This window comes from Planktothrix agardhii (assembly GCF_904830935.1).
Classification (GTDB): domain Bacteria; phylum Cyanobacteriota; class Cyanobacteriia; order Cyanobacteriales; family Microcoleaceae; genus Planktothrix; species Planktothrix agardhii.
Map to the genome: position 1 here is coordinate 3,315,584 of NZ_LR882952.1, position 22,113 is coordinate 3,337,696.

A 22,113-nucleotide genomic window follows, 5' to 3' on the forward strand; every position below is an offset into this window, starting at 1 on the left:
TACTCTACATTCCTAACGATCGCTATTGAGAAAATCATCCGGTTCAATAGCAGCCTGCTTTAAAATTGCACGGAGCGTACCCTCTGGCATATCACCAGCATGATTGGGAATCGTTGTGTAGCGTTCTGTTCTGTTTCAGAATTTCTCGTTGCTAGGTTCTACCTAGCAATGCTCAAGTGCAGGCTCCGTCTGCTGTTGAATCAAACGGAGCCAGAGCCTCCCTGTTCTTATTCCCAGGTGGAACCTGGAAGATGGAACGAGAGGAAAGTCGCCGGGTTTCTAAACCGTTTTTTACCCTAAGAAGCCACTCTTGCGGTGCTGCGAGGACGACGACGACCTGTTAGTTTTGTAGCAGGTTCTTCGTCGGGAATTTGAACTAATAAAACCAACAAAGGATTACTAGCAATTTCACGGCGCAGGACACGCTGGATCGAGCGTTCGACTTGAACTTTTAACCCTTCCCAATCCACTTCTTTTGTTTCTGAGTCAAAAGTGCGGGCAAATTCTGTCCAACGTTCACTTAAAACCGTCTCAATAGTTTGGGTTAATTGTTCTTGTAAAGAAGCCTGATTAACGCTGTTGACAACCCCTTTCAAATGAATCTCAGGCCGTGCCAATAACTTACCATCGGTTCCCACAGCTACGGCCATTGTAACTATCCCTTCTTCGGCTAACTGACGCCGTTCCTTCATGGTTTCATCTTTAACCACCCCAGAGCGAGAGGCATCCACAGGTTCAATTCCGGCTTGAACTTTACCCGCAATTCGGATTGATTCTTTAGTTAATTCTACCACAAAACCGTTATCAATTAACACCATATTTTCTGCTGGAATACCCATACTTTGGGCAGTCTTTTGGTGTTGAACTAACATCCGGTGTTCTCCATGCACAGGAACAAAGAATTTCGGACGAGTTAAAGCTAACATTAACTTCTGATCTTCTTGACATCCATGACCGGAAACGTGAATCCCTTTTTCCCGTCCATAAATCACATTTGCTCCCTGGATCATCAATTTATCAATGGTGTTCACCACTGCAATTGTATTCCCAGGGATCGGGTTAGCTGAAAAGACAACGGTATCGCCTTGCTTAATATTAATTTGACGATGGGCTCCTTCAGCAATGCGGGTTAATGCCGATAAAGGTTCCCCTTGAGATCCGGTGGTTAAAATCAGTAATTTATCATTAGGAATCCCACTAATTGCATTCAGGGGCACAAATAACCGATCTTCACATTTGATATATCCTAATGTCCGAGCGTGGGCAATCACATTTAACATGGAGCGACCCACCACCGATACCAACCTTCCCTGCTTTTGAGCAATATCTAAAATAATATTTAGACGGTGAACAGAGGAAGCAAAAGTTGTGACTAAAATCCGACCCTGAGCTTGGGCAAAAACTCGCTCCAAGTTGGGATAAACGGAACTTTCCGAAGGGGTAAACCCTGGAATTTCGGCATTTGTAGAGTCACTTAATAGACAGTGAACCCCTTTTTCTCCGTATTCGGCTAACCGTTGGAAATCAAAAAATTCTCCATCTACAGGAGTATGATCAATTTTAAAATCTCCCGTATGAATTACCACACCCACAGGAGTAGTAATGGCGACGGTAAAACTATCAGCAATGGAGTGGGTATTGCGAATATATTCTACTAGGAAATATTTCCCAATTCTGACCATTTCCCGGGGACGAACCGAGCGTAATTCCGTGCGATCGGCCACGGCGGCTTCTTCTAATTTTCCTTGTAATAATGCCATCGCTAACCGAGGGCCATAAATTACCGGAATATCGAATTGTTTCAGGTGAAAAGCAATTCCTCCAATATGATCTTCATGACCATGGGTAACAATCATCCCCTTGATTTTTTCTCGGTTTTCCCGCAGATAGGTGACATCGGGTAAAACAATATTAACGCCGTGCATTCCATCAGTTGGAAACGCTAAACCCGCATCTAAAATCACAATTTCATCTTCATATTCAAAGATGCAAGTGTTTTTTCCGATTTCATGTAATCCCCCTAAAGGAATAATTTTCAGAGAACCGGAACTAAATACCGGAGTTGAAGTGGGGGTAGCCATGGTTGAGCTTTTTTTTCTAATCACGGGAGTGTTGCTGTTTTTAATCATGCTGATCCTTTTTTGTTAGGGGTTGACAATTGAAATAATCAAGGCAAAATTTAAGAGTTGATAGAATTTCCAGAATTATCCTAATTATTTTGAAAATTCTGTCAATCAGGAGTGGATATTTAGTTTTCACAAAGCCTAGAAAACTGTGCCGAGATCCTACTTAACTAGATTTAATTGACTCAGCACGTCCTTCAATGCGTTTGTCACTTCAGCCGTTGGGTCACACAAAGGCAAACGGGTCGATCCCACATTCCAGCCTAGCAAGTTAAGTGCCACTTTCAACGGAATCGGGTTGGTGGTGACAAACAAGGCTTTAAACAACCCTAATAACCGGATATGGATGTCAGTTGCTACTTGTATTTGACCCGCTTCAAAGGCTTGAATCATCTGTTGGAGTTGCGTTCCCACTAGATGACTGGCGACGCTGACCACCCCGGAACTGCCAACGGCTAACATGGGCAAGGTCAGAGAATCATCTCCAGAGTAGATCGAAAATTCCGAAGGTGTCAACCGTCGAACTTGGCTGACTTGATCTAAATTGCCACTAGCTTCCTTAATCCCCACAATATTTTCAATCTCCGCCAAACGCGCTACCGTTTCTGGGAGGAGATTTTGTCCTGTGCGTCCGGGTACATTGTAAAGCATAATTGGCAAATCGGGACAGGCCTGGGCGATCGCTTGGAAATGCCGATACAAACCCTCCTGGGGGGGTTTATTGTAATAGGGGACAACCTGTAATGTGCCATCTAAACCCAGTTTAGTAGCCTTTTGGGTGGCATCGATCGCCTCTTGGGTGCAATTCGATCCTGTTCCCGCGATTACCTTAGCCTTGCCTGACACCGCCTTCTGCACGACTTGAAATAACTCGTATTCTTCATCCCAAGTCAAGGTCGGAGATTCCCCCGTAGTTCCGCACACAACTACGGCATCGCTTCCGGTGCTCACCAGATGGGCGGCCAACTTTTCCGCCACTGCATAATTCACACTACCGTCTTCGTGAAACGGCGTTACCATAGCCGTTATGACTCGTCCAAAACTTACCATTTGTCTTTAATATCAGTTATCGGTGTTTCCTGCGTTTGTCATGGTTAAAACCTCAACGCCGTAAACCTAAAAGTTGTTTTTCCACTAACAATTCAGCAATTTGCACCGCGTTTAATGCTGCACCCTTGCGAATTTGATCACCACAGAGCCACAATTCTAACCCACAGGGATGGGACAAATCCTGACGAATCCGACCTACTAACACCGGATCACGTCCACTCGCATCAATCGGCATGGGGAAATAGTTGGCTTTGGGATCATCCACCAGTTCCACTCCGGGGGCGGTGCTGAGGATATGCCGGGCTTTTTCTACACTCAAGGGTTGCTCGAATTCTAAGTTAACCGCTTCTGAATGGGCGCGTAACACGGGAACCCGCACACAAGTTGCAGAAATCATCAGATCACTGACCCCAAAAATTTTGCGGGTTTCATTAATCATTTTCATTTCTTCTTCACAATAACCCAATTCATTAATCGGTGTGTTGTGAGGGAAAAGATTAAAGGCCAAGGGATAGGGAAAAATCTCGGTTTTGGGTGTTTCTCCTTGCAAAATGGCTAAAGTCTGTTGCTTCACTTCTTCCATAGCCCTAGCCCCGGCCCCACTTGCCGATTGATAGGTAGCAACAACCATCCGGCGAATCGGTTGTACCTGATATAATGGCCAAACTGCCACCGTCATTAAAATCGTGGTGCAGTTGGGGTTAGCAATAATCCCCTTATGGTGGTTAAGAGCCTCTGGGTTAACTTCCGGGACGACTAACGGGACATCGGGGTTCATGCGGAAGGCACTGGAGTTATCAATCATCACCGCCCCGGCCGCGACTATTTTTGATGCCCAAAGCTTAGAGGTTGCTCCTCCAGCCGATGCCAACACAATATCAACATGATCGAAGCTGGTTTCCGACACCGCTTCCACGGGTAAAGTTTCCCCCCTAAAGGTTAAGGAGGTTCCCGCCGAACGGGGAGAAGCCAATAACTTTAACTCCACCACTGGAAAATTTCGACTTTCCAGGAGTTCGATTAACTCCGCCCCGACCGCACCCGTTGCCCCCAGAATGGCAACTCGATAAGAATTTGACAAAATTGTAACCTCCGTGATCAAAAAATAGTATTTTTAATAAATCTAAATTTTTATAGGGCGTAAAACTTTTGGGTTAATAATTATTAATCGTTTGGGTAGGGGCTTAATCTCCCTTATCTATTATAGTTTGGCCGTTCCGATTCCAACCAAAATCTAACAAAATCTAATAAATGGTCACACAAGGGCGCATAATCAGTTAGGATCACTATTTGATTACACAAACCGACATTAGCAATTTTAACTTGCTAATGTCGGTGATTATGGTTCCCCCGCGAGTTAAATGTGTTGGGGGTGTTGAATTCAGAATATCACGATTTTTTATGAAAGTAACCCAGGAAAAACTTCCCGCAAGTCAAATTGGATTAGACATTGAGATTACTCCTGAAATGTCTAAAAGTGCTTATGAGCAAGTTGTTCAGAAGATGAGTCGCTCGGTGAATATTCCTGGGTTCCGCAAAGGCAAAGTGCCTCGCCACGTTTTGGTTCAGCGCTTGGGTCAGGAACGAATTAAGGCGGCTGCGTTGGATGATTTAATGAATCAGTATTTACCCAAAGCTGTCGAACAGGAAAAGATTCCGGCGATTGGCAACTTTGAGCCTCAAGACGATATTGATCAACTGATTCAGCAATTTGAACCCGGACAAACCCTGACGATTAAAGTGGTTGTGGATGTGGAACCCGAAGTTCAACTCGGTGAATATAAGGGCTTAACTGTCCAAGCCGAAGAAGTTAAGTTTGACCCCGAACAGGTAGAACAGGTATTAAAACAGGAACAGGAAAAAAGAGCTACCTTAATTCCGGTTGAAGCTAGACCCGCCCAATTAGGGGATGTGGCGTTTGTTGATTTTAAAGGGTATTTTACCCAAGAGTCGGAAACGGACGAACCTGAAGAAATTCCGGGTGCTAAGGGTGATAATTTCCAAGTAGATTTAGAGGAAGGTCGGTTTATCCCTGGTTTTGTTGATGGGATTGTGGGCATGAATTCAGGGGAAACCAAAACCTTAAACCTAAAGTTTCCCGATGAATATGGGGATAAGGATGTAGCTGGGAAAGATGCCACTTTTACAATTACTGTCAATGAAATTAAGGAAAAAGAACTTCCTGAGTTAGATGATGATTTTGCCGAAGAAGTCAGCGAGTTTTCCACTTTAGCCGAACTGCGGGAATCTTTGGAAAAACGCTTTCAAGGTGAAAAGGACGACCAAACCAAGGCCAATCAACGGAAGGCGTTAGTGGATGCTTTAGCAGAAACCATTGAAGTTGATTTACCGGAAACTTTAATTCGTCAGGAGGTTGACCGACTGATTACCGAACAGGTGATGCAGTTGAGCAAGATGGGGTTAGATGTTAAGCGGTTATTGACGGGGGAAATGTTACCTCGGCTACGGGAACAAGCCCGTCCAGAGGCGATTGAGGCTTTGAAACGTTCTTTGGCCTTGAAGGAAGTCGCCAAATTAGAATCTTTGACCGTCACCGAGGAAGAAATTAAAGCCGAAGAAATTAAAGTTCTTTCAGAACTCAAGGGTCAAGATGTTGATCCTCAAAGGTTACGCGCTTTTGTGACCGAAGATTTAGTTCAACAAAAAACCTTTACCTGGCTGGAAGAAAACTCAACTATTGAGTTATTTCCCGAAGGGACTTTAACCCCTGAAGAAGACGATGAAGACTATGAAGACGATGAAGATGAAGATGATGATGAAATTGATAGTACCGAAGCAGAATAATCGACGGGACGACTATTCAGTTATCAGTTAACAGTTAACAGTTATCAGTTAAGAAGTTTACAGTTAATTTATTAACTCCTCAACTGATAACTCTTTGACTGCTAGGGGCGGGTTATTTTAGATATGAGTTAATCACCTAAATCTGGATGAACCCGCCCCTACAACTGATAACTGATTCCTACCTCGGTAGGAGTTGTTTTATTGTACTCAACAGTTCTTCGGGACGGAAAGGTTTGGAAATATAGGCATCAGCCCCTTGTCTGATTCCCCAGATGCGATCAAAGTCCTCACTTTTACTAGAACACATAACTACGGGAATATTCTGGGTTTTGGGATTTTTTTTAATCTGGCGACACAACTCATAGCCGTTCATATTGGGCATAACAATATCTAATACCACTAAATCCAGTTGTGTGACCTGTTCAATTTTTTCTAAGGCTTGAACTCCATCTTCGGCTGAGATCACCTCCATCCCACTGTCTTGCAACATCTTAGCAATTATCTCTCGGAGAGCGTTGCTATCATCGACAATCATCACTGTAGTCATTTTTAATTTTGGCTATTAAAAGCTAGAATATAGGGATTTTTGAGAGTGTTTTTACGTTTCTTGATCCTATTCTAGCGGATTTCACCAAAAAACGAGCGGAAGCCCCTAGCTTTAGCTATGGGGAGGTAAGCGGTGGTGGCTTTAGCCACCGTCAAGATTAAATTCTCTAATAAGTCTTTTGAGTGCAGCAGACATACTGCACCCCCACAAACTAGCAATCATTGAGCCAGTAGGTGCAACAATGGTAGACTGTTGTTTTTGAATTCGGAGTTTTGCCCAATGGCCCGTTTAGCTTTATTGAGTGTATCTGATAAACGAGGACTGATTGAGTTTGCTAAAAACCTAGTTGAAGAATTGGGTTTCGACTTAATTAGTAGTGGCGGTACAGCAACAGCTTTAAAATCGGCCGGACTTGCTGTTACTAAAGTCTCTGATTATACGGGATTTCCTGAGATTTTAGGCGGACGAGTTAAAACCCTCCATCCTCGCATTCATGGCGGAATTTTAGCCCGTCGAGATGTTCCTCAAGATTTAAGTGAGTTAGAAACCCATAATATTCGTGCTATTGATTTAGTCGTAGTTAATCTTTATCCCTTTGAACAAACTATTGCTAAACCCGATGTTTCTTTAGCAGACGCGATCGAAAATATTGATATTGGTGGCCCAACTTTATTACGGGCATCGGCTAAAAATTATGCCCATTTAACTGTATTATGTAATCCCGAACAATATGGATCTTATTTAGAAGAATTTAAGCAAAAAAATGGGGAAATTTCTTTAGAATTTCGTCAACATTGTTCCTTAAAAGCCTTTCAACATACGGGAGCTTATGATAGCGCGATCGCAGCCTATTTAGAACAACAAGAACTCAATTCTGAATCTCCCTTACCCCAAAGTTTTGTCCTAGCAGGAACTCAAATTCAATCCTTAAGATATGGCGAAAATCCCCATCAACCTGCGGCTTGGTATCAAAGTGGAACTCAACCCACCGGATGGGCATCGGGTCAGATTTTACAAGGAAAACCCTTAAGTTATAATAACTTAGTGGATTTAGAAGCCGCTAGACGGATTATTTGTGAGTTTCCAGATCAACCCGCCGCCGCTATTTTAAAACATACTAATCCCTGTGGTGTTGCCGTTGCTAATAGTCTATCTACAGCTTATGAAAAAGCCTTTAATGCTGATTCAACCTCTGCCTTTGGGGGAATTGTAGCATTAAATCGAACTATTGATCAAGAGACAGCAACGGCTTTAAGCAAAACCTTTTTAGAGTGTATTGTTGCCCCAGATTGTACTCCAGAAGCGTCTCAAATTCTCAAGAAAAAATCTAACCTACGGGTGTTAATTTTACCTAATTTAACTCAAGGGCCAAAAGAAACAATTAAACTAATTGCAGGTGGTTTTTTAGTCCAAACCGCCGATGATATTGTGGAACAATCTACGGACTGGAAAGTGGTGACAGAAAAGCAACCTACTCCAGAAGAATTAGAGGAATTAATGTTTGCTTGGAAAATAGTTAAGCACGTTAAATCTAATGCTATTGTTGTTACTAAAAATCAGACGACATTAGGGGTTGGGGCTGGACAAATGAATCGGGTGGGGTCGGTAGAAATTGCCCTGAAACAAGCCGGAGACAACGCTCAAGGCGGGGTTTTAGGAAGTGATGCCTTTTTCCCCTTCGATGATTCAGTTCGCACGGCGGCGGCGGCAGGTATTTCTGCGATCGTCCAACCGGGAGGAAGTATGCGGGATCAAGATTCAATTAAGGCAGCCAATGAGTTAGGATTAGTTATGGTTTTCACAGGGATTCGTCATTTTCTGCATTAATTAAAATATAATCAATATTCCGGTAGATAACAACCTATCGGAATATTTTGCAGAAAGAGTTTAAGATCAGATTACAATTACAAAGATGAAAAATAAACCGTTAAATTTAACCTGGGTAACAACAATAATTTTAGGAATAATTATTGTATTATCATCCAAAGTACAAGCTCAAAATGATTTACCCAGTCCCAGCGAGTTGCGGGGTAAACCCAGTGAAGCAGAACAGGAAAAGTTAGATAAGAAACAATCTCGACAAGCAATATTTCGTCAAGCAATTCAACTCTATCAAACTGGAAATTATGCCGCTTCCGAAGCAATTTTTCGTCAATTGGTAGAAAATCAACCCAAAGAAGCTAAATATTATTTTTATTTAGGAAATTCTTTATTTTATCAACGAAAAATAGAAGAAGCTACTCAAGTCTATCAAGAAGCTATTAGTTTGAATCCTCAATATGGGCTGGCTTATAATGCTTTGGGATTTTTACACGCCAGTCAAGGACAATGGGATGAAGCGATCGCCCAATATCAAAAAGCCTTAGAAATTAATCCTGACTATGCGGAAGCCTTAAAAAATTTAGGGGAATCTTTATGGAAAAAAGGCAATACCGCCGAAGCCAATAATGCTTGGAAAAAAGCCTTAGAATTATATACACAACAGGGGAATAATAAAGCCGTCCTCCAACTTCAAGAAATGTTAAATAAAACCTCACAATAATATTAATTGTAGGGGCGGGTTCCGTCATAATTTCTGATTTCTACAAATAAGATTTGTAAACCCGCCCTACTAGATTTTTTAGATTATCTGATCAACATTAATTCAAGGGAAATTCTTGACTTTCAACCTGTTCTGAAATCGGTACAACCACACAATTAACAACATTTGTAATTACACAAACAATCGGGGATAAATCCGTGCCTTGGAGAAGACTTCCCCTGAGTGTAGTTTGAGATAATTTAGCCCGATCAATGTTAGTATTAGCTAGAATTGTAGCGGTTAAATTGGCATTTTCTAAAATAGTCCGATCCAGATTAGCTCTGCGTAAATCCGCACCTAATAAATTAGCCCGGGTGAGATTTGCTGCTTCTAAATCAGTTTGAAATAAAAATGCCTTACGCAAATCAGCATTTTCTAAATTAGCTTGGTTAAGATAGGATTGGCTAAAATTTGTACCGACTAAACTGGCGTCTCTTAAATCCGCTTTGATTAAATTTGCCTGAGCTAAATCCGCTTGGGAAAGATCCGCTTCTCTAAAATCCACTCGCTCTAATATAGTATTCCTTAAATTAGCATCAAATAAGTTAGCAGATGCTAGATTAGCTTGAGTTAAATCTGCATTATATAAATTTGCTTGATTTAGATTAGCACTGCGAAGATCAACTCCTCTTAAATCTGCTCCTTGCAGTTGAGCTTTAAATAAATTAGCCCCTCGCAAATCAAACTGTTGCAGATTTGCGCCTCTTAAATCACATTCGGGACAACGATTTGTAGTTCTTAATTGTTGCAAATCCGATTCGTTTTCTGCTTGAGCAACGGTCGCCAATCCCAATGTAGATAGAATAACAGACAATGCTAAGGTTTTAAAATTCATCATCCTCACTCCATTTTTTAGTATTTCTGCTCAATCGTTTCTAACCTGGGGGTTAGCAATGGATTGAGCGTTTGCCCAAATTCTATCACAGACAGCAGAAGTAACAAGGTTTTTTTAACTGAATGATTGCCATTTTAGAAAATAGGGGTAAAATTAAGCTGTAATTAACTTAACTTTTTTTCAGAGGAAACTATGGACAACGGAACTTATGAGTTTAATGAATCTCAGAATCAACTGATTTTGGATTTGTCTAAAAAAATGAGGTTTGTGAGTTACTTTCTGATTGTGAGTGGGGCATTAGGGGCAATTAGTGGCTTCATCACAATTTTACAAGGGGTGCAAGGGGGATTTAGTGGCATAGTTCAAGGAGTCATTTTATTAGTAACAGGAATTTGGACAATTAATGCGGCAAAAGCGTTTCAATTAATTGTTGATACCCAAGGAAATGATATTGAAAATTTGATGGGTGCTTTGGGACAATTGCGGAAACTTTATACGCTGCAATATTGGCTATTTTTGATTGCTGTAATCTTTATGATAATTGGTTTAATTCTGATTCTTGTATTCGGTATTGCAGCAGGTGGAAGTTAATCTAGTTTCATCAATTTGAAACAACTTTAATCCTTACCCCTTTAAGTTATCTTTTCTGATATAACGAATTACTGAGCCAAATTTTTTATTGATATTTTTACAAAAAATTTGGCTGATTCTGCTATAATAAAAGTTAACAAAAAGGGGTACGATTGATGATTTACCATCCGTTAGTAGTTGAAAAATAGACGATTTACCCTAATGAAATTAGCCTATCAATATAGAAATTTTAAAACGGGGATTTTTATTAGCTACTTTTGCGATTGTTTTACAACATTTTCGACCAACAGTAATTAGTCCCGAATCTAATTCCGAAAAATGGCAACTCGCCTTAATCGGATTTGGGGTATTATTTTTTATGTTTGTGCAATTACCTAAGTTTATTCCTAAATGGATTAATTTGGTTATAAATTTCCTCGGTTTGGGGGTGGAGATCGCAATTTTAACTCAAATTCAATATCCCCATGATCCTAAATTTCCTCAATTTTCTCTCTATCGAAGTGATATTATTTTATTAGTATTAACTAATATTATTTTTTTTACTTCTTTGATTTGGCTATTCACTCGCCATCATCCCCAATTTAGAATCGGTTTACTGGGAGTTTTATTAGGTTTAATTCTCTCGAAATCCGCCGGAGGATGGATAACAGATATTCTATCAATATCCCCGATTCCTTGGTTATATAAATTTGAATATTTAAAATATTTATTTATTGCGATCCCCGGAACTTTTGTAGGGGAGGAAATCATTAATTATCAACAAGTTGAGGATCAAGATATCCCCAAAAATTGGAACCAATTTCGCTTAATTGGAATTGTGATTGTCATGGGATTAATTATTTTAAATTTACTCATTGGTTTACAATCCCGCTTACTCCCCCAAACCACAGGAATTAGTTTGATTTTATTACTTTTTAGTTATCGCTTACTCAGGGAACCTCATCATCCCTTAGAACTTTTATTATATCAAATGTATCAATGGGGAATATATGGGTTAATTTTAGGATTAGCTTTTGAACCCTATCAAGGAGGAATCAAAAAAGATCCCGCCACGATGAGTTATTTTTTTATTACCACGGCGATCGCTATTTTTATATTGCGGATTATCCTATACTATAATTGTAGCACTATTTGTGAGTTTATGTACAAGATTAAAATTATTTTGGAAAACCTAATATGAATTCTTTAATTATTCCTTCTGAATTAATAGTAGTAACTGGCCCAGCCCGTTCAGGAAAAAGTGAATGGGCGGAAACCTTAGCCCTACAGTCGGAAAAACCAGTGATTTATATTGCTACATCTCAACGAGATCCAACGGATCAAGAATGGCAAATTAGGATTCAAAAACATCAAGAACGTCGCCCGATGTCCTGGGAAATTTTAGAAGTTCCGATAGACCTAACTGCAACCTTAGAAAAAATATCGGGTCAAAATACTTGTATTTTAGTCGATTCCTTGGGAACTTGGTTAGCTAATTTGCTCGAACAAGATAAAGTTACCTGGGAAAATACGCAGGATGAATTATTACAAATATTAGATAAACTTCCAGGAATGATCATCTTAGTAGCCGAAGAAACTGGATGGGGAGTGGTTCCCGCATATCCCATGGGTAGAACCTTCCGCGATCGTTTAGGGGCGTTAGTGCGTCATTTAGGGGCGATAGCGGACTCCGTTTATCTGGTGACAGGGGGTTATGTTTTGAATTTGACCCAATTGGGTTCACCCTTGGAGTCAAAATAACCGCTTTGCTGATACCCTATTCCTAAGCTAAACTTTGTCTCTCCCACGGTTAACTTCAATCTTATGCCTAAATGGTTTATCTTGCACTGGCGTTTTCTGATTTTATTAATGGTTTTGGTGACAGTATTAGTCCCTTTTTTATTGACGATTTATATTAAAACTGTTACGAATAATCGTCGATTTACGCAACCAGAAACCGTCCCAAAAGAACCTGTAGCAATTGTGTTTGGGGCGGGAGTTTGGGCGGATGGAACCCCAACACCGATGTTAGCAGATCGGGTAGAAGGGGCAGTGGAATTATATCGTTTGGGGCGAATTCATAAAATATTAATGACGGGGGATAATGGCACTCCTGAATATAATGAAGTGGTGGCAATGCAGCAATATGCAGAACGTTTAGGAGTTCCAAATAAGGATATTAAATTAGATTATGCTGGATTTAGTACCTATGAAAGTTGTTATCGTGCTAGAGCAATTTTTGGCATAGAAAAGGCGGTTTTAATTACTCAAAAATATCATCTTCCCCGGGCGGTTTACACCTGTAATAAATTGGGTATAGACTCGGTAGGCTTGGGAACACCAGACTGGGGAAAATTTCAGGATGATTCCATGAGATTCTATACCCAAAGAGAAATTTTAGCGGTAATTAAAGCTATCCTAGAACTGCATATTGTTCGCCCCAAACCGACATTTTTAGGGCCATTTGAAGGAATGTCATGAATCAGTTATCAGTTATCAGTTAAGAGTTATCAGTTGAGAGCTATCAGTTGAGAGCTATCAGTTGAGAGTTATAGGATAATACTAAACCTTGTAACAAGGGGCATAACTTACTATTCCCTATTCCCTATTCTGGTGTTCCGGTGTTCCCTAGCTCTATAAAAACCAACACCTAAAAAAAATTAAATCTATGGCTTTATATTTGGATTCGGCAATTATTTCAGAAGCACAAATAGTTAAGGATTGGGGATGGGTGAAAGGACTTACAACCAATCCTACTTTATTGGCAAAAAGTGAATTATCTCCTGAAGAAACCTTAAAACAGTTAAAACAATTAATTTCGGGGGAAATCTATTATCAATTAATGGCATCGGATTTTCAGGGAATGGTAAGGGAAGGAAAAAAAGCCTTTGAATTACTAGGAGAACAAACGGTTTTAAAAATTCCAGCGACTTCCGTAGGATTTCAAACAGTTGCCTATTTATCTGCCGAAATACCCTGTTCTGTGACTGCCATTTATAGTGCCGCCCAAGCTGCTGTAGCGATGGAAGCGGGGGCCAAATATGCGATCGCCTATGTGAATCGGGCAACTCGATTATTAGGGGATGGTATTGAATTAGTCAAACAAATGAACGACATATTAACAGGAAGTCCGACTAAAATATTAGCCGCCAGTATTAAATCCCCCCAGGAAGCCGCTGCCACCCTACAAGCCGGAGCCCATCATTTAACCTTACCCTTAGAAATCTTAAGGGCAATCACAACCCATGAATTATCAGAACAAACTGTTATAGAGTTTAATCAAAATGGTCGGGGAATCGGTGCTGGTTAAATGGGGATGCTGAATTGATCTCGGTGGCAAACAGCTCAACCCCCCTTGGAGGAAATCCCCATCCGCCTTAGAATTATAGAGGGGATCTTTCCCCGATTTTGATGATTGTCTAAGCTTGGAGAACGATTCGTGGATTTATCAAAGATTGCGCCCCAACCCAAACCGGGTTTAATTAACGTTTTGATTGAGATTCCCGCCGGAAGCAAAAACAAATACGAATACGATAAAGAGTTACAAGCCTTTGCCCTTGATCGGGTTTTGTTTGCCTCTGTCCAATATCCCTTTGATTATGGCTTCATTCCCAATACCCTAGGGGAAGACGGAGATCCCTTAGATGGTTTAGTGATTATGGATCAACCCACCTTTCCCGGTTGTGTGATCGCAGCCCGACCCGTTGGGTTTTTAGAAATGATCGATGGTGGTGATCGGGATGAAAAAATTCTTTGTGTTCCCGCAGCCGATCCACGCTACGCAGATGTAAAATCTCTTAAAGATATTCCCCATCATCGCCTAGAAGAAATTGCTGAATTTTTCCGAACCTATAAAAACCTAGAACGGAAAGTCACTGAAATTCTGGGTTGGCAGGATGTGGATCAGGTTGGGCCCCTAGTAGAAAAAGGGATTAAAGCCGCCAGTAAACAGTGAATTACAAATTATGAATTACGAAATTAATTACGAGTTACGAATTACGAATTACGAATTGTGTCTTATCGTAATTATTAATTCGTAATTCATAATTGTTTAAGATGCACCAAACACTACTCTACGCTAAGATTTATCGAAAAAATGGGTAGAAACCCCGTGGTTCTACAGACGGCTTTGTGTTAGAATGTGGATGGTCACTGACCCACCCGTGACGATGGATTCAGACAGCCTAACGAGCGAAGCCCAGTTGTACTGGCGGCGCAGACAAATCGGTAGACAGGGAAAAGAGGATAGGGCAATGGGCAGTCCACCCCTAGAATCAACACAAACTTAAGAATTCTCTTTTTGAGACTTCGACACATAAGAACCGCAGGGCTTGCGGGGATAGTCTGTGGAGCGAACATAAGACCAGAAAACTCCTTGTGGGTAGAGGCAGTTGCTAAGAAGCAGAAACCTAAATCGTGAGGTTTGGGAATCACCGTACGTTTATGGCGGGGAGGATGTCAATTCCATGCCTTTTCAATTGTAGGCTGAGTCAACCTTCTACGTCCAAGGCTAAAACAAACGATGCCAGTTTCTGATCCTTCAGCCCAGAACCCACATTCTTATGATCAAGCAACCCCCATGGACAAGAACTCTGAAACTGATTTTTCCGTAAGATTCTGGGGGGTGCGGGGCAGTATACCCACGCCTGGATCGCAAACGGTTGAATACGGAGGAAATACCTCCTGTGTGGAAATGCGCTTGGGTGAAAAACGCTTAATTTTTGATGCAGGTACAGGCTTAAGAGTCTTGGGAATGGATCTGCTCAGACAAATGCCCGTGGAAGCCTATATGTTTTTTTCCCATACCCATTGGGATCATATCCAGGGATTTCCCTTTTTCGTTCCCGCTTTTATTCCAATTAATCGTTTTCATATTTATGGGGCGATCGCACCGGATGGCAGTACCATCAAAGATCGTCTCTGTGATCAGATGGTTCACCCCAATTTTCCTGTCCCTATCCAGGTCATGCAGTCAGACATGAAGTTCTATGACCTATTTCCGGGAGATACATTAACTTTAGATGATATCAAAATTGAAACCGCACCCCTGAATCATCCCAATGGGGCGGTGGGATATCGAGTTACTTGGCAAGGAAAGACGGCGGTTTATTGTACCGATACCGAACATTTTCCCGATCACTTCGATAAAAATGTTTTACATCTGGCCAGGGACGCAGATGTTTTTATTTATGATGCCACCTATACCAACGAAGAATATCACAATCACGAATTGCCTAGAATTGGTTGGGGACATTCCACCTGGGAAATGGGTGTAGAAGTCGCCAAAAAAGCTGGAGTCAAGCAGGTGGTTATGTATCAACATGATCCATCCCATACCGATGAAATTCTGAATCAAATTGAAGCCCAAGTTCAGGCTGTTTTTCCCAACGGGGTTGTTGCTAGGGAAGGCATGATCTTAAACCTGAATTAACTGAAAGTCTCCAAAAACAGTGCTAATCTGAGCTAGGATTTCAGTGATGTTGCCAGATCATTTGTCTTGGTTATGGGTTTTTTAAGTCAAAACAGAATTCAAAAGCAAAAGGGACGTTCTCCTTCCTGGGTATTAATTGTAATAGTCGGGCTGTGGAGTATCGGTATTGCCTTGGGGATAACACAAACACCCCCTTTAGTCTCCCCAGTAGTCCTGGCTGAAAACGCGCCTAGCCCCAATCAGATCGGCAGTGTGGACAGTATTCAACCCGCATATAAACTGGGACATGAACTTTATCTCAACACCTGTTCAAGCTGTCATATTGCTATCCCACCCCAGGTATTTCCCACCCAAACTTGGCAGCAAGTGATTCAAGATCCAGAACATTATGGTGCAACGCTGCAACCCTTAGAAGGGCCATCATTATTGTTAATGTGGAAATATCTCCAGACCTATTCCCGTCCCATTGCTCTCAAGGATGAGACCATCCCCTATCGTTTTAATCGTTCCCGTTATTTTAAAGCCCTCCATCCCCGGGTTGATCTTTCCCAACCTTTGACGGTGAATAGTTGCATCAGTTGTCATCCGGGTGCATCGCAATTTGACTTTCGCAGCTTAACACCAGAGTTGCAAAATTCTCCTTAAGTTAACTGCTTTTATTACTATGATATTATCATTCTTTCCCATCTTTCGTCGATCGCATAAATCCCAAGGAATTCCCCTAAGTTTGGCACTTGTAGTTCCTTTTTTATTGGAAATTTCTATTGCTGTTGGTTTGACAGGTTGGTTAGCTTTCAATCATGGAGAAAAAGCTATTAATAAACTCGCACAAGAAATTGAAAATGAAGTTAGTTCTCGGATCAAACAACACTTAAATAATTATCTTTCTACACCCCATAAAATTAATAAAATTAATGCCGATGCTGTTGAATTAGGGTTATTAGATCTGACCAATTATTCTGAAGTTGGGCATTATTTTTGGAGACAACTTCAAGCCTTTGATGTGGGTTACGTTTATTATGTATTACCTACGGGAGAATATGCCGGAGCCGGATATTTTTTAGATTTGAATAAAGCTACTATTGATGAACTTTCTCCTAAAACCGAATGGAATTCTAATATTTATGCAACAGATCCCCAGGGGAATAGAACTAAATTAATGGGATCTTTTGATAATTATAATCCCCGCAGTGAAGCCGCTTATACCGATGCAGTTCGGGCAAAAAAACCGATTTGGAGTAAAATTTATCAATGGGATAATTTTCCCGATATTATCTCTATTTCCGCCAGTTATCCCCTATATAATGATAGCAATAATTTAATTGCTGTCTTGATTTCTAATTTACGCTTATCACAAATTAGTGAATTTTTAAAAAATTTAAAAACCAGTAACTCTGGACAAATATTTATTTTAGAACGTAACGGACTTTTGGTGGCAAGTTCATTGTCCAAACCTCCTTATCAAATGGTTAATGGTGTGGCAAAACGGCTGAATGCTGCTGATAGTCAAGATCCACTAATTCGAGAAACCTTTAATACTATCACTCAAAAATTTGGTCAAACTTACTCGATTACTACAAGTCAATCTCTATATATTAAGATCAATAATCAACGTCAATTTGTCAATATTAGTCCTTGGAAAGATCAATGGGGTTTAGATTGGTTAATTGTCGTGGTAATTCCAGAATCCGATTTTATGGGGCAAATTAATGCGAATACTCAAAAAACCATTATTCTTTGTTTAATTGCCGTGGGAATTGCTATGATATTTGGACTATTAACCTCCCGTTGGATTACCCAAAAAATCATGGATTTGAGTATTGCTTCCCGGGAAATTGCCAGTGGAAATCTCAGACAAAAAATTCGGATTAAAGGCATTAAAGAAATCATGCTTCTGGGGGATTCTTTTAACCAAATGGCTCAACAATTACAACAATCCTTTACGATTTTAGCCACTTCCAATGAAAGTTTAGAACAACGAGTAGAAGAACGTACAGCACAACTCCAAAATGCGAAAGAAGATGCCGAATCTGCTAACCAATCTAAAAGTGAATTTTTGGCTAATATGAGCCATGAACTCCGCACTCCCTTAAATGGAATTTTAGGCTATGCTCAAATTCTACAACGGGAACCAACTCTAGCTCCTAAACACCGACAAGGACTCCATATTATTTATGAGTGTGGTTCTCATTTATTAACCCTAATTAATGATATTTTAGATTTCTCTAAAATCGAAGCGCGTAAACTAGAACTCTATCCTGTAGATTTTAATTTAGAACATTGTTTATGGGGAATTATAGAAGTTTGTCGCCTGAAAGCTGAACAAAAAGAATTACAATTTACTTATCAATCTTTAACTCCTTTACCCGAAGGAATTTATGCTGATGAAAAGCGGTTGCGTCAGGTTTTATTAAATCTATTAGGAAATGCGATTAAATTTACTGATACCGGGTCGGTTTGTTTTGAAGTCAAGGTTTTATCGGAATCAATCGAATCTGATTCTATCAAAATGTATATGATAAGGTTTAAAATTGAGGATACGGGAATTGGGATGACCTCTGAACAAATTCAAAAAATATTTTTACCCTTTGAACAGGTAGGAGAACACGCCAGAAAATCAGAAGGAACTGGATTGGGATTAGCCATTAGTAATCAAATTGTAGAAATGATGGCAGGGAAGATTAATGTTGAGAGTATTCCAGGAATTGGAAGTAAATTCTGGTTTGATGTCAATTTACCCGCAGCCAAAGATCAACCGATTAAGAAAACTGAAACTTCACAAAAAATTGTCGGTTATCAGGGAGAAAAACAGACTATTTTGATTGTAGATGATCGCTGGGAAAATAGATCCGTTATGGTTAATTTATTGGAACCCCTCGGCTTTGAACTCATCGAAGCAACCCAGGGACAAGAAGGATTAGAAAAAGTTAAACAATTGTATCCTAATGTCGTAATTACTGATTTAATGATGCCTATTCTGGGGGGCTTAGAAATGACTCGACAATTAAGAACCGATCCCGAATTTTATGATCTAATTATTATTGCTTCTTCTGCTTCTGTATTTAGTGCAGATCAAGAAGAATGTTTAAAGGCGGGTTGTAATGGGTTTCTATCTAAACCCATACAAGAAGAAGTTTTATTAAATCAACTCCAAGAAATGTTAAAATTAACCTGGATTTACGAAAGTTCAGAGCCAGTAGTATACAAATCAAGATCACCTGTGTCTGTTAGTTCTTTAATTATTCCTCCTTCTCAAGAACTGATTAACTTGTATAATTTTGCCAAAGGGGGTTACATTTTAGATATTCAAAATGAAGCCGATCGGATTAAACAGTTAGATGCTGAATATACTGCTTTTGCTGATTATATGATTCAATTGGCTGAAACCTTTGAAGACGAACAAATTATCCACTTTATTCAACCCTATATTAATAATTAATAATCCATGAAAAATTCCTATTCCTATTCTATTTTAATTGTTGATGATAACTTGACTAATGTTAAGTTATTTTTAGATATTTTAAATCAATCTGGCTTTAGAGTTTCTATTGCCAAAAGTGGGGAAAATGCTTTACTAAAACTTCAAGACACCTTACCAGATTTAATTTTATTAGATGTGATGATGCCGGGAATTGATGGGTTTGAAACTTGCCGTCAGTTAAAGGAAAATCATAAAACTAAGGATATTCCCGTAATTTTTATGACGGCTTTGAGTGATTTGGTGAATAAGGTAAAAGGCTTAGAAGTTGGCGGAGTAGATTATATTACTAAACCCATTCAACCGGAAGAAGTATTAGCCCGAATTAATGTGCATTTACAATTAAGAAAAATGCAGCTTCAGTTAATTCAAACGGAAAAAATGTCTTCTCTTGGTCAGTTAGTCGGGGGTGTCGCCCATGAAATTAATAATCCGATTAATTTCATTTATGGAAATATCTTTTATGCTCAACAATATGTGGGAGATTTACTCAAAACAATTCAACTTTATGAACAGTATCTTCCACCGCATATTCCTGAACTTGAACAATGGTCTGAAGAAATTGATTTAGAATTTTTGAAAAATGACCTTCCTCACCTTTTATCCTCAATGGAAGTCGGTGCAAATCGAATTCGAGATTTAGTACGATCATTGCGAGTATTTTCTCGACTGGATGAAGCACAATTAAAAACCGTAGACCTCAAAGAAGGAATTGAAAGTACATTAATGCTGTTAAGTCATCGTTTCAAATCTACCTCCCATCGTCCTGAAATTCAAGTGATTCGAGATTACGATAAATTATCGACTATTGAATGCTATGCTAGTGAAATTAATCAAGTTTTTATTCACTTATTGAATAATGCTATAGATGCCATTGATAGTAAGGTCATAATGTTAAAAAAACAGCCAATCCCGGAGGAAGAATTTGTCCCTAACGTTACTATTAAAATTGAACCTCACATCGATAAATCTCAATTAATGATTAATATTGGTGACAATGGAATTGGGATGTCCCCAGAAGTAATCCGTCGCAGTTTTGACCAATTTTTTACCACAAAACCTGTGGGACAAGGCACGGGTTTAGGATTGGCAATTACCTATGCTATTATTGTTGATAAACATGGGGGAACCTTAACCTGTAGTTCTGAGGTGGGAGAGGGAAGCGATTTTACAATGATTTTACCGTTTTACCAGGAAGTCAGCTATAGCAGGGAACAGGGAACAGGAAACAGGGAACAGGAAACAGGGAACAGGGAACAGGCCGCTTCGTGAGCCGTGAGCCAGTCGAACGGTCGAACGGTCGAACGAGAACATAAATCAGTCTATGTCCTAAGAGAATGTTTTATCCTGATTATTAAACAGTTGTTTAACTACTAAACCAAGTCTAGGGCAAAAAGATATAATGAACAGTCAATCTAACCTATTTTCCGCCTTCCAATTGGGTCGCTATACCTTACCCAACCGCCTTGTTATGGCCCCACTAACCCGCAACCGCGCCGGAGTTGGAAACGTCCCCGTCCCCCTCAACGCCCAATATTATGGACAACGAGCCTCGGCGGGATTAATTATTACCGAAGCTACCCAAATCTCCCCCCAAGGAGTAGGCTACCCAGGCACACCTGGAATTCATTCAGCCGAACAGACCGAAGGCTGGAAACTCGTCACCAAAGCAGTTCACCAACAGGGAGGCCGGATTTTCCTGCAACTGTGGCACGTTGGCCGGATTTCCCATCCCTTACTACAACCCAATGGAGCCTTACCCGTGGCTCCTTCAGCCATCGCCCCGGAAGGCACAGCCAGCACCCTAGAAGGGGAAAAACCCTTCGTCACCCCCCGAGCTTTAGAAACCGAGGAAATTTCTGGAATCGTAGAGGACTATCGCCAAGGGGCGGAAAATGCTTTGGCGGCGGGTTTTGACGGGGTAGAAATTCATAGTGCCAATGGCTATTTATTGGATCAGTTTCTTCAAGATGGTACAAATAAACGCACCGATCTGTATGGTGGCACACTCGAAAATAGAAGCCGATTTTTATTAGAAGTAACAACAGCAGTTGTTAGTGTTTGGGGAAGCGATCGCGTCGGGGTGAGACTGTCTCCGGCGGGTACATTTAATAGTATATCCGACTCTAATTCCGTGGCAACCTTTAGTTATGTAGCTAATGCTTTAAATCAATTTAATCTAGCCTATTTGCATATTGTTGAACCGCGATCAAATGCTGATGCTCTGAATAATTGGGCTAAAATAGATCAGGCAGAAATTCCTTTAGCCGAATTAAGTGCGGGGTTTTTCCGTAACTATTTTAAGGGGGCAATTATCTCCGCCGGATCTCATAATCGAGACAGTGGAAATCAAGCGATCGCTTCTGGAAATGCCGATTTAATTGCCTATGGGCGGTTATTTATTTCTAATCCCGATTTGCCAAAACGTTTTGAGATTAATTCCTCCTTAAATCCTTATGATCGATCTTCATTTTATGGGGGAAATGAAAAAGGCTATACCGATTATCCCACTTTAGAATAACTGCCATCTGTTGCCGTTCATTCGTAATCATAGCAGTCGGCCTTGGCAGTTAAGACTGATACTGATCTCTATTGCCTGTTCCGGTGTTCCCTACTATACAAATTAGTTCTCAAAAATATAGGGGCTAATTAGCCCCTTGGGAATTATCATAGGATTTTACAGTTAAGAAACA

General features: G+C 40.3%; 19 protein-coding genes and 1 pseudogene. 14 read left to right on the plus strand and 6 right to left on the minus strand.

The window, feature by feature from the left end; genetic code table 11:
* Nucleotides 1–12: 12 nt before the first annotated feature.
* From NMG88_RS15555 to NMG88_RS15570, 4 genes and pseudogenes are all read right to left on the minus strand, one after another.
* Nucleotides 13–114: pseudogene (locus NMG88_RS15555) on the minus strand (type II toxin-antitoxin system HicA family toxin); the annotation flags it as partial.
* Nucleotides 115–296: 182 nt separating this feature from the next.
* Nucleotides 297–2,081, minus strand: a complete 1,785-nt coding sequence (locus NMG88_RS15560) for a ribonuclease J (RefSeq protein ID WP_042154223.1) — start codon at nucleotides 2,079–2,081, stop codon at nucleotides 297–299.
* A gap of 204 nt (nucleotides 2,082–2,285) precedes the next feature.
* Nucleotides 2,286–3,173, minus strand: a complete 888-nt coding sequence (gene dapA, locus NMG88_RS15565) for a 4-hydroxy-tetrahydrodipicolinate synthase (protein WP_026787650.1) — start codon at nucleotides 3,171–3,173, stop codon at nucleotides 2,286–2,288.
* Between the two features lie 52 nt (nucleotides 3,174–3,225).
* Nucleotides 3,226–4,254: an aspartate-semialdehyde dehydrogenase gene (locus NMG88_RS15570; protein WP_042154219.1), complete on the minus strand. Its 1,029-nt coding sequence runs from the start codon at nucleotides 4,252–4,254 to the stop codon at nucleotides 3,226–3,228.
* Nucleotides 4,255–4,574: 320 nt separating this feature from the next.
* On the opposite strand from NMG88_RS15570, the gene tig reads away from it, so the two are divergent.
* A complete protein-coding gene (tig, locus tag NMG88_RS15575) occupies nucleotides 4,575–5,978 on the plus strand; it encodes a trigger factor (RefSeq protein WP_042157477.1) in 1,404 nt (467 codons plus the stop codon).
* A gap of 178 nt (nucleotides 5,979–6,156) precedes the next feature.
* Here the strand turns inward: tig and NMG88_RS15580 are convergent, their stop codons facing one another.
* Entirely contained in the window at nucleotides 6,157–6,525 is a 369-nt protein-coding gene (locus NMG88_RS15580) for a response regulator transcription factor (RefSeq protein ID WP_214560400.1), read from the minus strand.
* 279 nt (nucleotides 6,526–6,804) lie between these two features.
* Here NMG88_RS15580 and purH point away from each other — a divergent pair, with 279 nt between their 5' ends.
* Entirely contained in the window at nucleotides 6,805–8,352 is a 1,548-nt protein-coding gene (purH, locus tag NMG88_RS15585; protein WP_254035588.1) for a bifunctional phosphoribosylaminoimidazolecarboxamide formyltransferase/IMP cyclohydrolase, read from the plus strand.
* Between the two features lie 85 nt (nucleotides 8,353–8,437).
* On the plus strand, nucleotides 8,438–9,067 hold the full coding sequence (locus tag NMG88_RS15590; protein ID WP_227365589.1) for a tetratricopeptide repeat protein: 630 nt from the start codon (nucleotides 8,438–8,440) through the stop codon (nucleotides 9,065–9,067).
* Between the two features lie 97 nt (nucleotides 9,068–9,164).
* On the opposite strand, the gene NMG88_RS15595 is transcribed toward NMG88_RS15590, so the two are convergent.
* A complete protein-coding gene (locus NMG88_RS15595) occupies nucleotides 9,165–9,944 on the minus strand; it encodes a pentapeptide repeat-containing protein (RefSeq protein ID WP_235765792.1) in 780 nt (259 codons plus the stop codon).
* Between the two features lie 189 nt (nucleotides 9,945–10,133).
* Here NMG88_RS15595 and NMG88_RS15600 point away from each other — a divergent pair, with 189 nt between their 5' ends.
* The 11 genes from NMG88_RS15600 to NMG88_RS15650 all read left to right on the plus strand — a co-directional run bounded on the left by NMG88_RS15600 (nucleotide 10,134) and on the right by NMG88_RS15650 (nucleotide 21,941).
* On the plus strand, nucleotides 10,134–10,532 hold the full coding sequence (locus NMG88_RS15600; RefSeq protein WP_042154207.1) for a hypothetical protein: 399 nt from the start codon (nucleotides 10,134–10,136) through the stop codon (nucleotides 10,530–10,532).
* A 226-nt stretch (nucleotides 10,533–10,758) separates the two neighbouring features.
* On the plus strand, nucleotides 10,759–11,712 hold the full coding sequence (locus NMG88_RS15605) for a DUF5009 domain-containing protein (RefSeq protein ID WP_227366472.1): 954 nt from the start codon (nucleotides 10,759–10,761) through the stop codon (nucleotides 11,710–11,712).
* Nucleotides 11,709–12,272: a bifunctional adenosylcobinamide kinase/adenosylcobinamide-phosphate guanylyltransferase gene (gene cobU, locus NMG88_RS15610; RefSeq protein ID WP_042154205.1), complete on the plus strand. Its 564-nt coding sequence runs from the start codon at nucleotides 11,709–11,711 to the stop codon at nucleotides 12,270–12,272. The genes NMG88_RS15605 and cobU overlap by 4 nt, the downstream gene beginning before the upstream one ends.
* A gap of 63 nt (nucleotides 12,273–12,335) precedes the next feature.
* On the plus strand, nucleotides 12,336–12,992 hold the full coding sequence (locus NMG88_RS15615) for a SanA/YdcF family protein (RefSeq protein ID WP_042154202.1): 657 nt from the start codon (nucleotides 12,336–12,338) through the stop codon (nucleotides 12,990–12,992).
* Between the two features lie 187 nt (nucleotides 12,993–13,179).
* On the plus strand, nucleotides 13,180–13,821 hold the full coding sequence (locus NMG88_RS15620; protein ID WP_042154200.1) for a transaldolase family protein: 642 nt from the start codon (nucleotides 13,180–13,182) through the stop codon (nucleotides 13,819–13,821).
* Nucleotides 13,822–13,950: 129 nt separating this feature from the next.
* Nucleotides 13,951–14,466, plus strand: a complete 516-nt coding sequence (locus NMG88_RS15625; protein ID WP_042154198.1) for an inorganic diphosphatase — start codon at nucleotides 13,951–13,953, stop codon at nucleotides 14,464–14,466.
* A 567-nt stretch (nucleotides 14,467–15,033) separates the two neighbouring features.
* Nucleotides 15,034–15,942 carry an MBL fold metallo-hydrolase gene (locus tag NMG88_RS15630; RefSeq protein WP_042154196.1) on the plus strand — a complete coding sequence of 303 codons (909 nt, stop codon included), beginning with the start codon at nucleotides 15,034–15,036 and terminating at the stop codon, nucleotides 15,940–15,942.
* A 72-nt stretch (nucleotides 15,943–16,014) separates the two neighbouring features.
* Nucleotides 16,015–16,587 (plus strand): hypothetical protein, encoded by a 573-nt coding sequence (locus NMG88_RS15635; RefSeq protein WP_026787635.1) that lies wholly within the window; start codon nucleotides 16,015–16,017, stop codon nucleotides 16,585–16,587.
* 19 nt (nucleotides 16,588–16,606) lie between these two features.
* On the plus strand, nucleotides 16,607–19,381 hold the full coding sequence (locus NMG88_RS15640; RefSeq protein WP_235751484.1) for an ATP-binding protein: 2,775 nt from the start codon (nucleotides 16,607–16,609) through the stop codon (nucleotides 19,379–19,381).
* 6 nt (nucleotides 19,382–19,387) lie between these two features.
* The gene (locus NMG88_RS15645; protein WP_254035589.1) at nucleotides 19,388–20,692 is read left to right on the plus strand and encodes a sensor histidine kinase; all 1,305 of its coding nucleotides are present in this window, start codon (nucleotides 19,388–19,390) and stop codon (nucleotides 20,690–20,692) included.
* A gap of 130 nt (nucleotides 20,693–20,822) precedes the next feature.
* Nucleotides 20,823–21,941, plus strand: coding sequence for an alkene reductase (locus NMG88_RS15650; RefSeq protein ID WP_227397841.1), 1,119 nt, complete (start codon nucleotides 20,823–20,825; stop codon nucleotides 21,939–21,941).
* Nucleotides 21,942–22,113 lie beyond the last annotated feature (172 nt).

Bases quoted from the DNA above. Each gene is read 5' to 3' on its own strand.
- NMG88_RS15640 (WP_235751484.1), top strand. From the start codon at position 16,607: ATGATATTATCATTCTTTCCCATCTTTCGTCGATCGCATAAATCCCAA.
- NMG88_RS15645 (WP_254035589.1), top strand. From the start codon at position 19,388: ATGAAAAATTCCTATTCCTATTCTATTTTAATTGTTGATGATAACTTG.
- NMG88_RS15650 (WP_227397841.1), top strand. From the start codon at position 20,823: ATGAACAGTCAATCTAACCTATTTTCCGCCTTCCAATTGGGTCGCTAT.
- NMG88_RS15595 (WP_235765792.1), bottom strand. From the start codon at position 9,944: ATGATGAATTTTAAAACCTTAGCATTGTCTGTTATTCTATCTACATTG.
- NMG88_RS15620 (WP_042154200.1), top strand. From the start codon at position 13,180: ATGGCTTTATATTTGGATTCGGCAATTATTTCAGAAGCACAAATAGTT.
- NMG88_RS15600 (WP_042154207.1), top strand. From the start codon at position 10,134: ATGGACAACGGAACTTATGAGTTTAATGAATCTCAGAATCAACTGATT.
- NMG88_RS15560 (WP_042154223.1), bottom strand. From the start codon at position 2,081: ATGGCTACCCCCACTTCAACTCCGGTATTTAGTTCCGGTTCTCTGAAA.
- cobU (WP_042154205.1), top strand. From the start codon at position 11,709: ATGAATTCTTTAATTATTCCTTCTGAATTAATAGTAGTAACTGGCCCA.
- NMG88_RS15615 (WP_042154202.1), top strand. From the start codon at position 12,336: ATGCCTAAATGGTTTATCTTGCACTGGCGTTTTCTGATTTTATTAATG.
- NMG88_RS15580 (WP_214560400.1), bottom strand. From the start codon at position 6,525: ATGACTACAGTGATGATTGTCGATGATAGCAACGCTCTCCGAGAGATA.
- NMG88_RS15635 (WP_026787635.1), top strand. From the start codon at position 16,015: ATGGGTTTTTTAAGTCAAAACAGAATTCAAAAGCAAAAGGGACGTTCT.
- NMG88_RS15630 (WP_042154196.1), top strand. From the start codon at position 15,034: ATGCCAGTTTCTGATCCTTCAGCCCAGAACCCACATTCTTATGATCAA.
- purH (WP_254035588.1), top strand. From the start codon at position 6,805: ATGGCCCGTTTAGCTTTATTGAGTGTATCTGATAAACGAGGACTGATT.
- tig (WP_042157477.1), top strand. From the start codon at position 4,575: ATGAAAGTAACCCAGGAAAAACTTCCCGCAAGTCAAATTGGATTAGAC.
- NMG88_RS15590 (WP_227365589.1), top strand. From the start codon at position 8,438: ATGAAAAATAAACCGTTAAATTTAACCTGGGTAACAACAATAATTTTA.
- dapA (WP_026787650.1), bottom strand. From the start codon at position 3,173: ATGGTAAGTTTTGGACGAGTCATAACGGCTATGGTAACGCCGTTTCAC.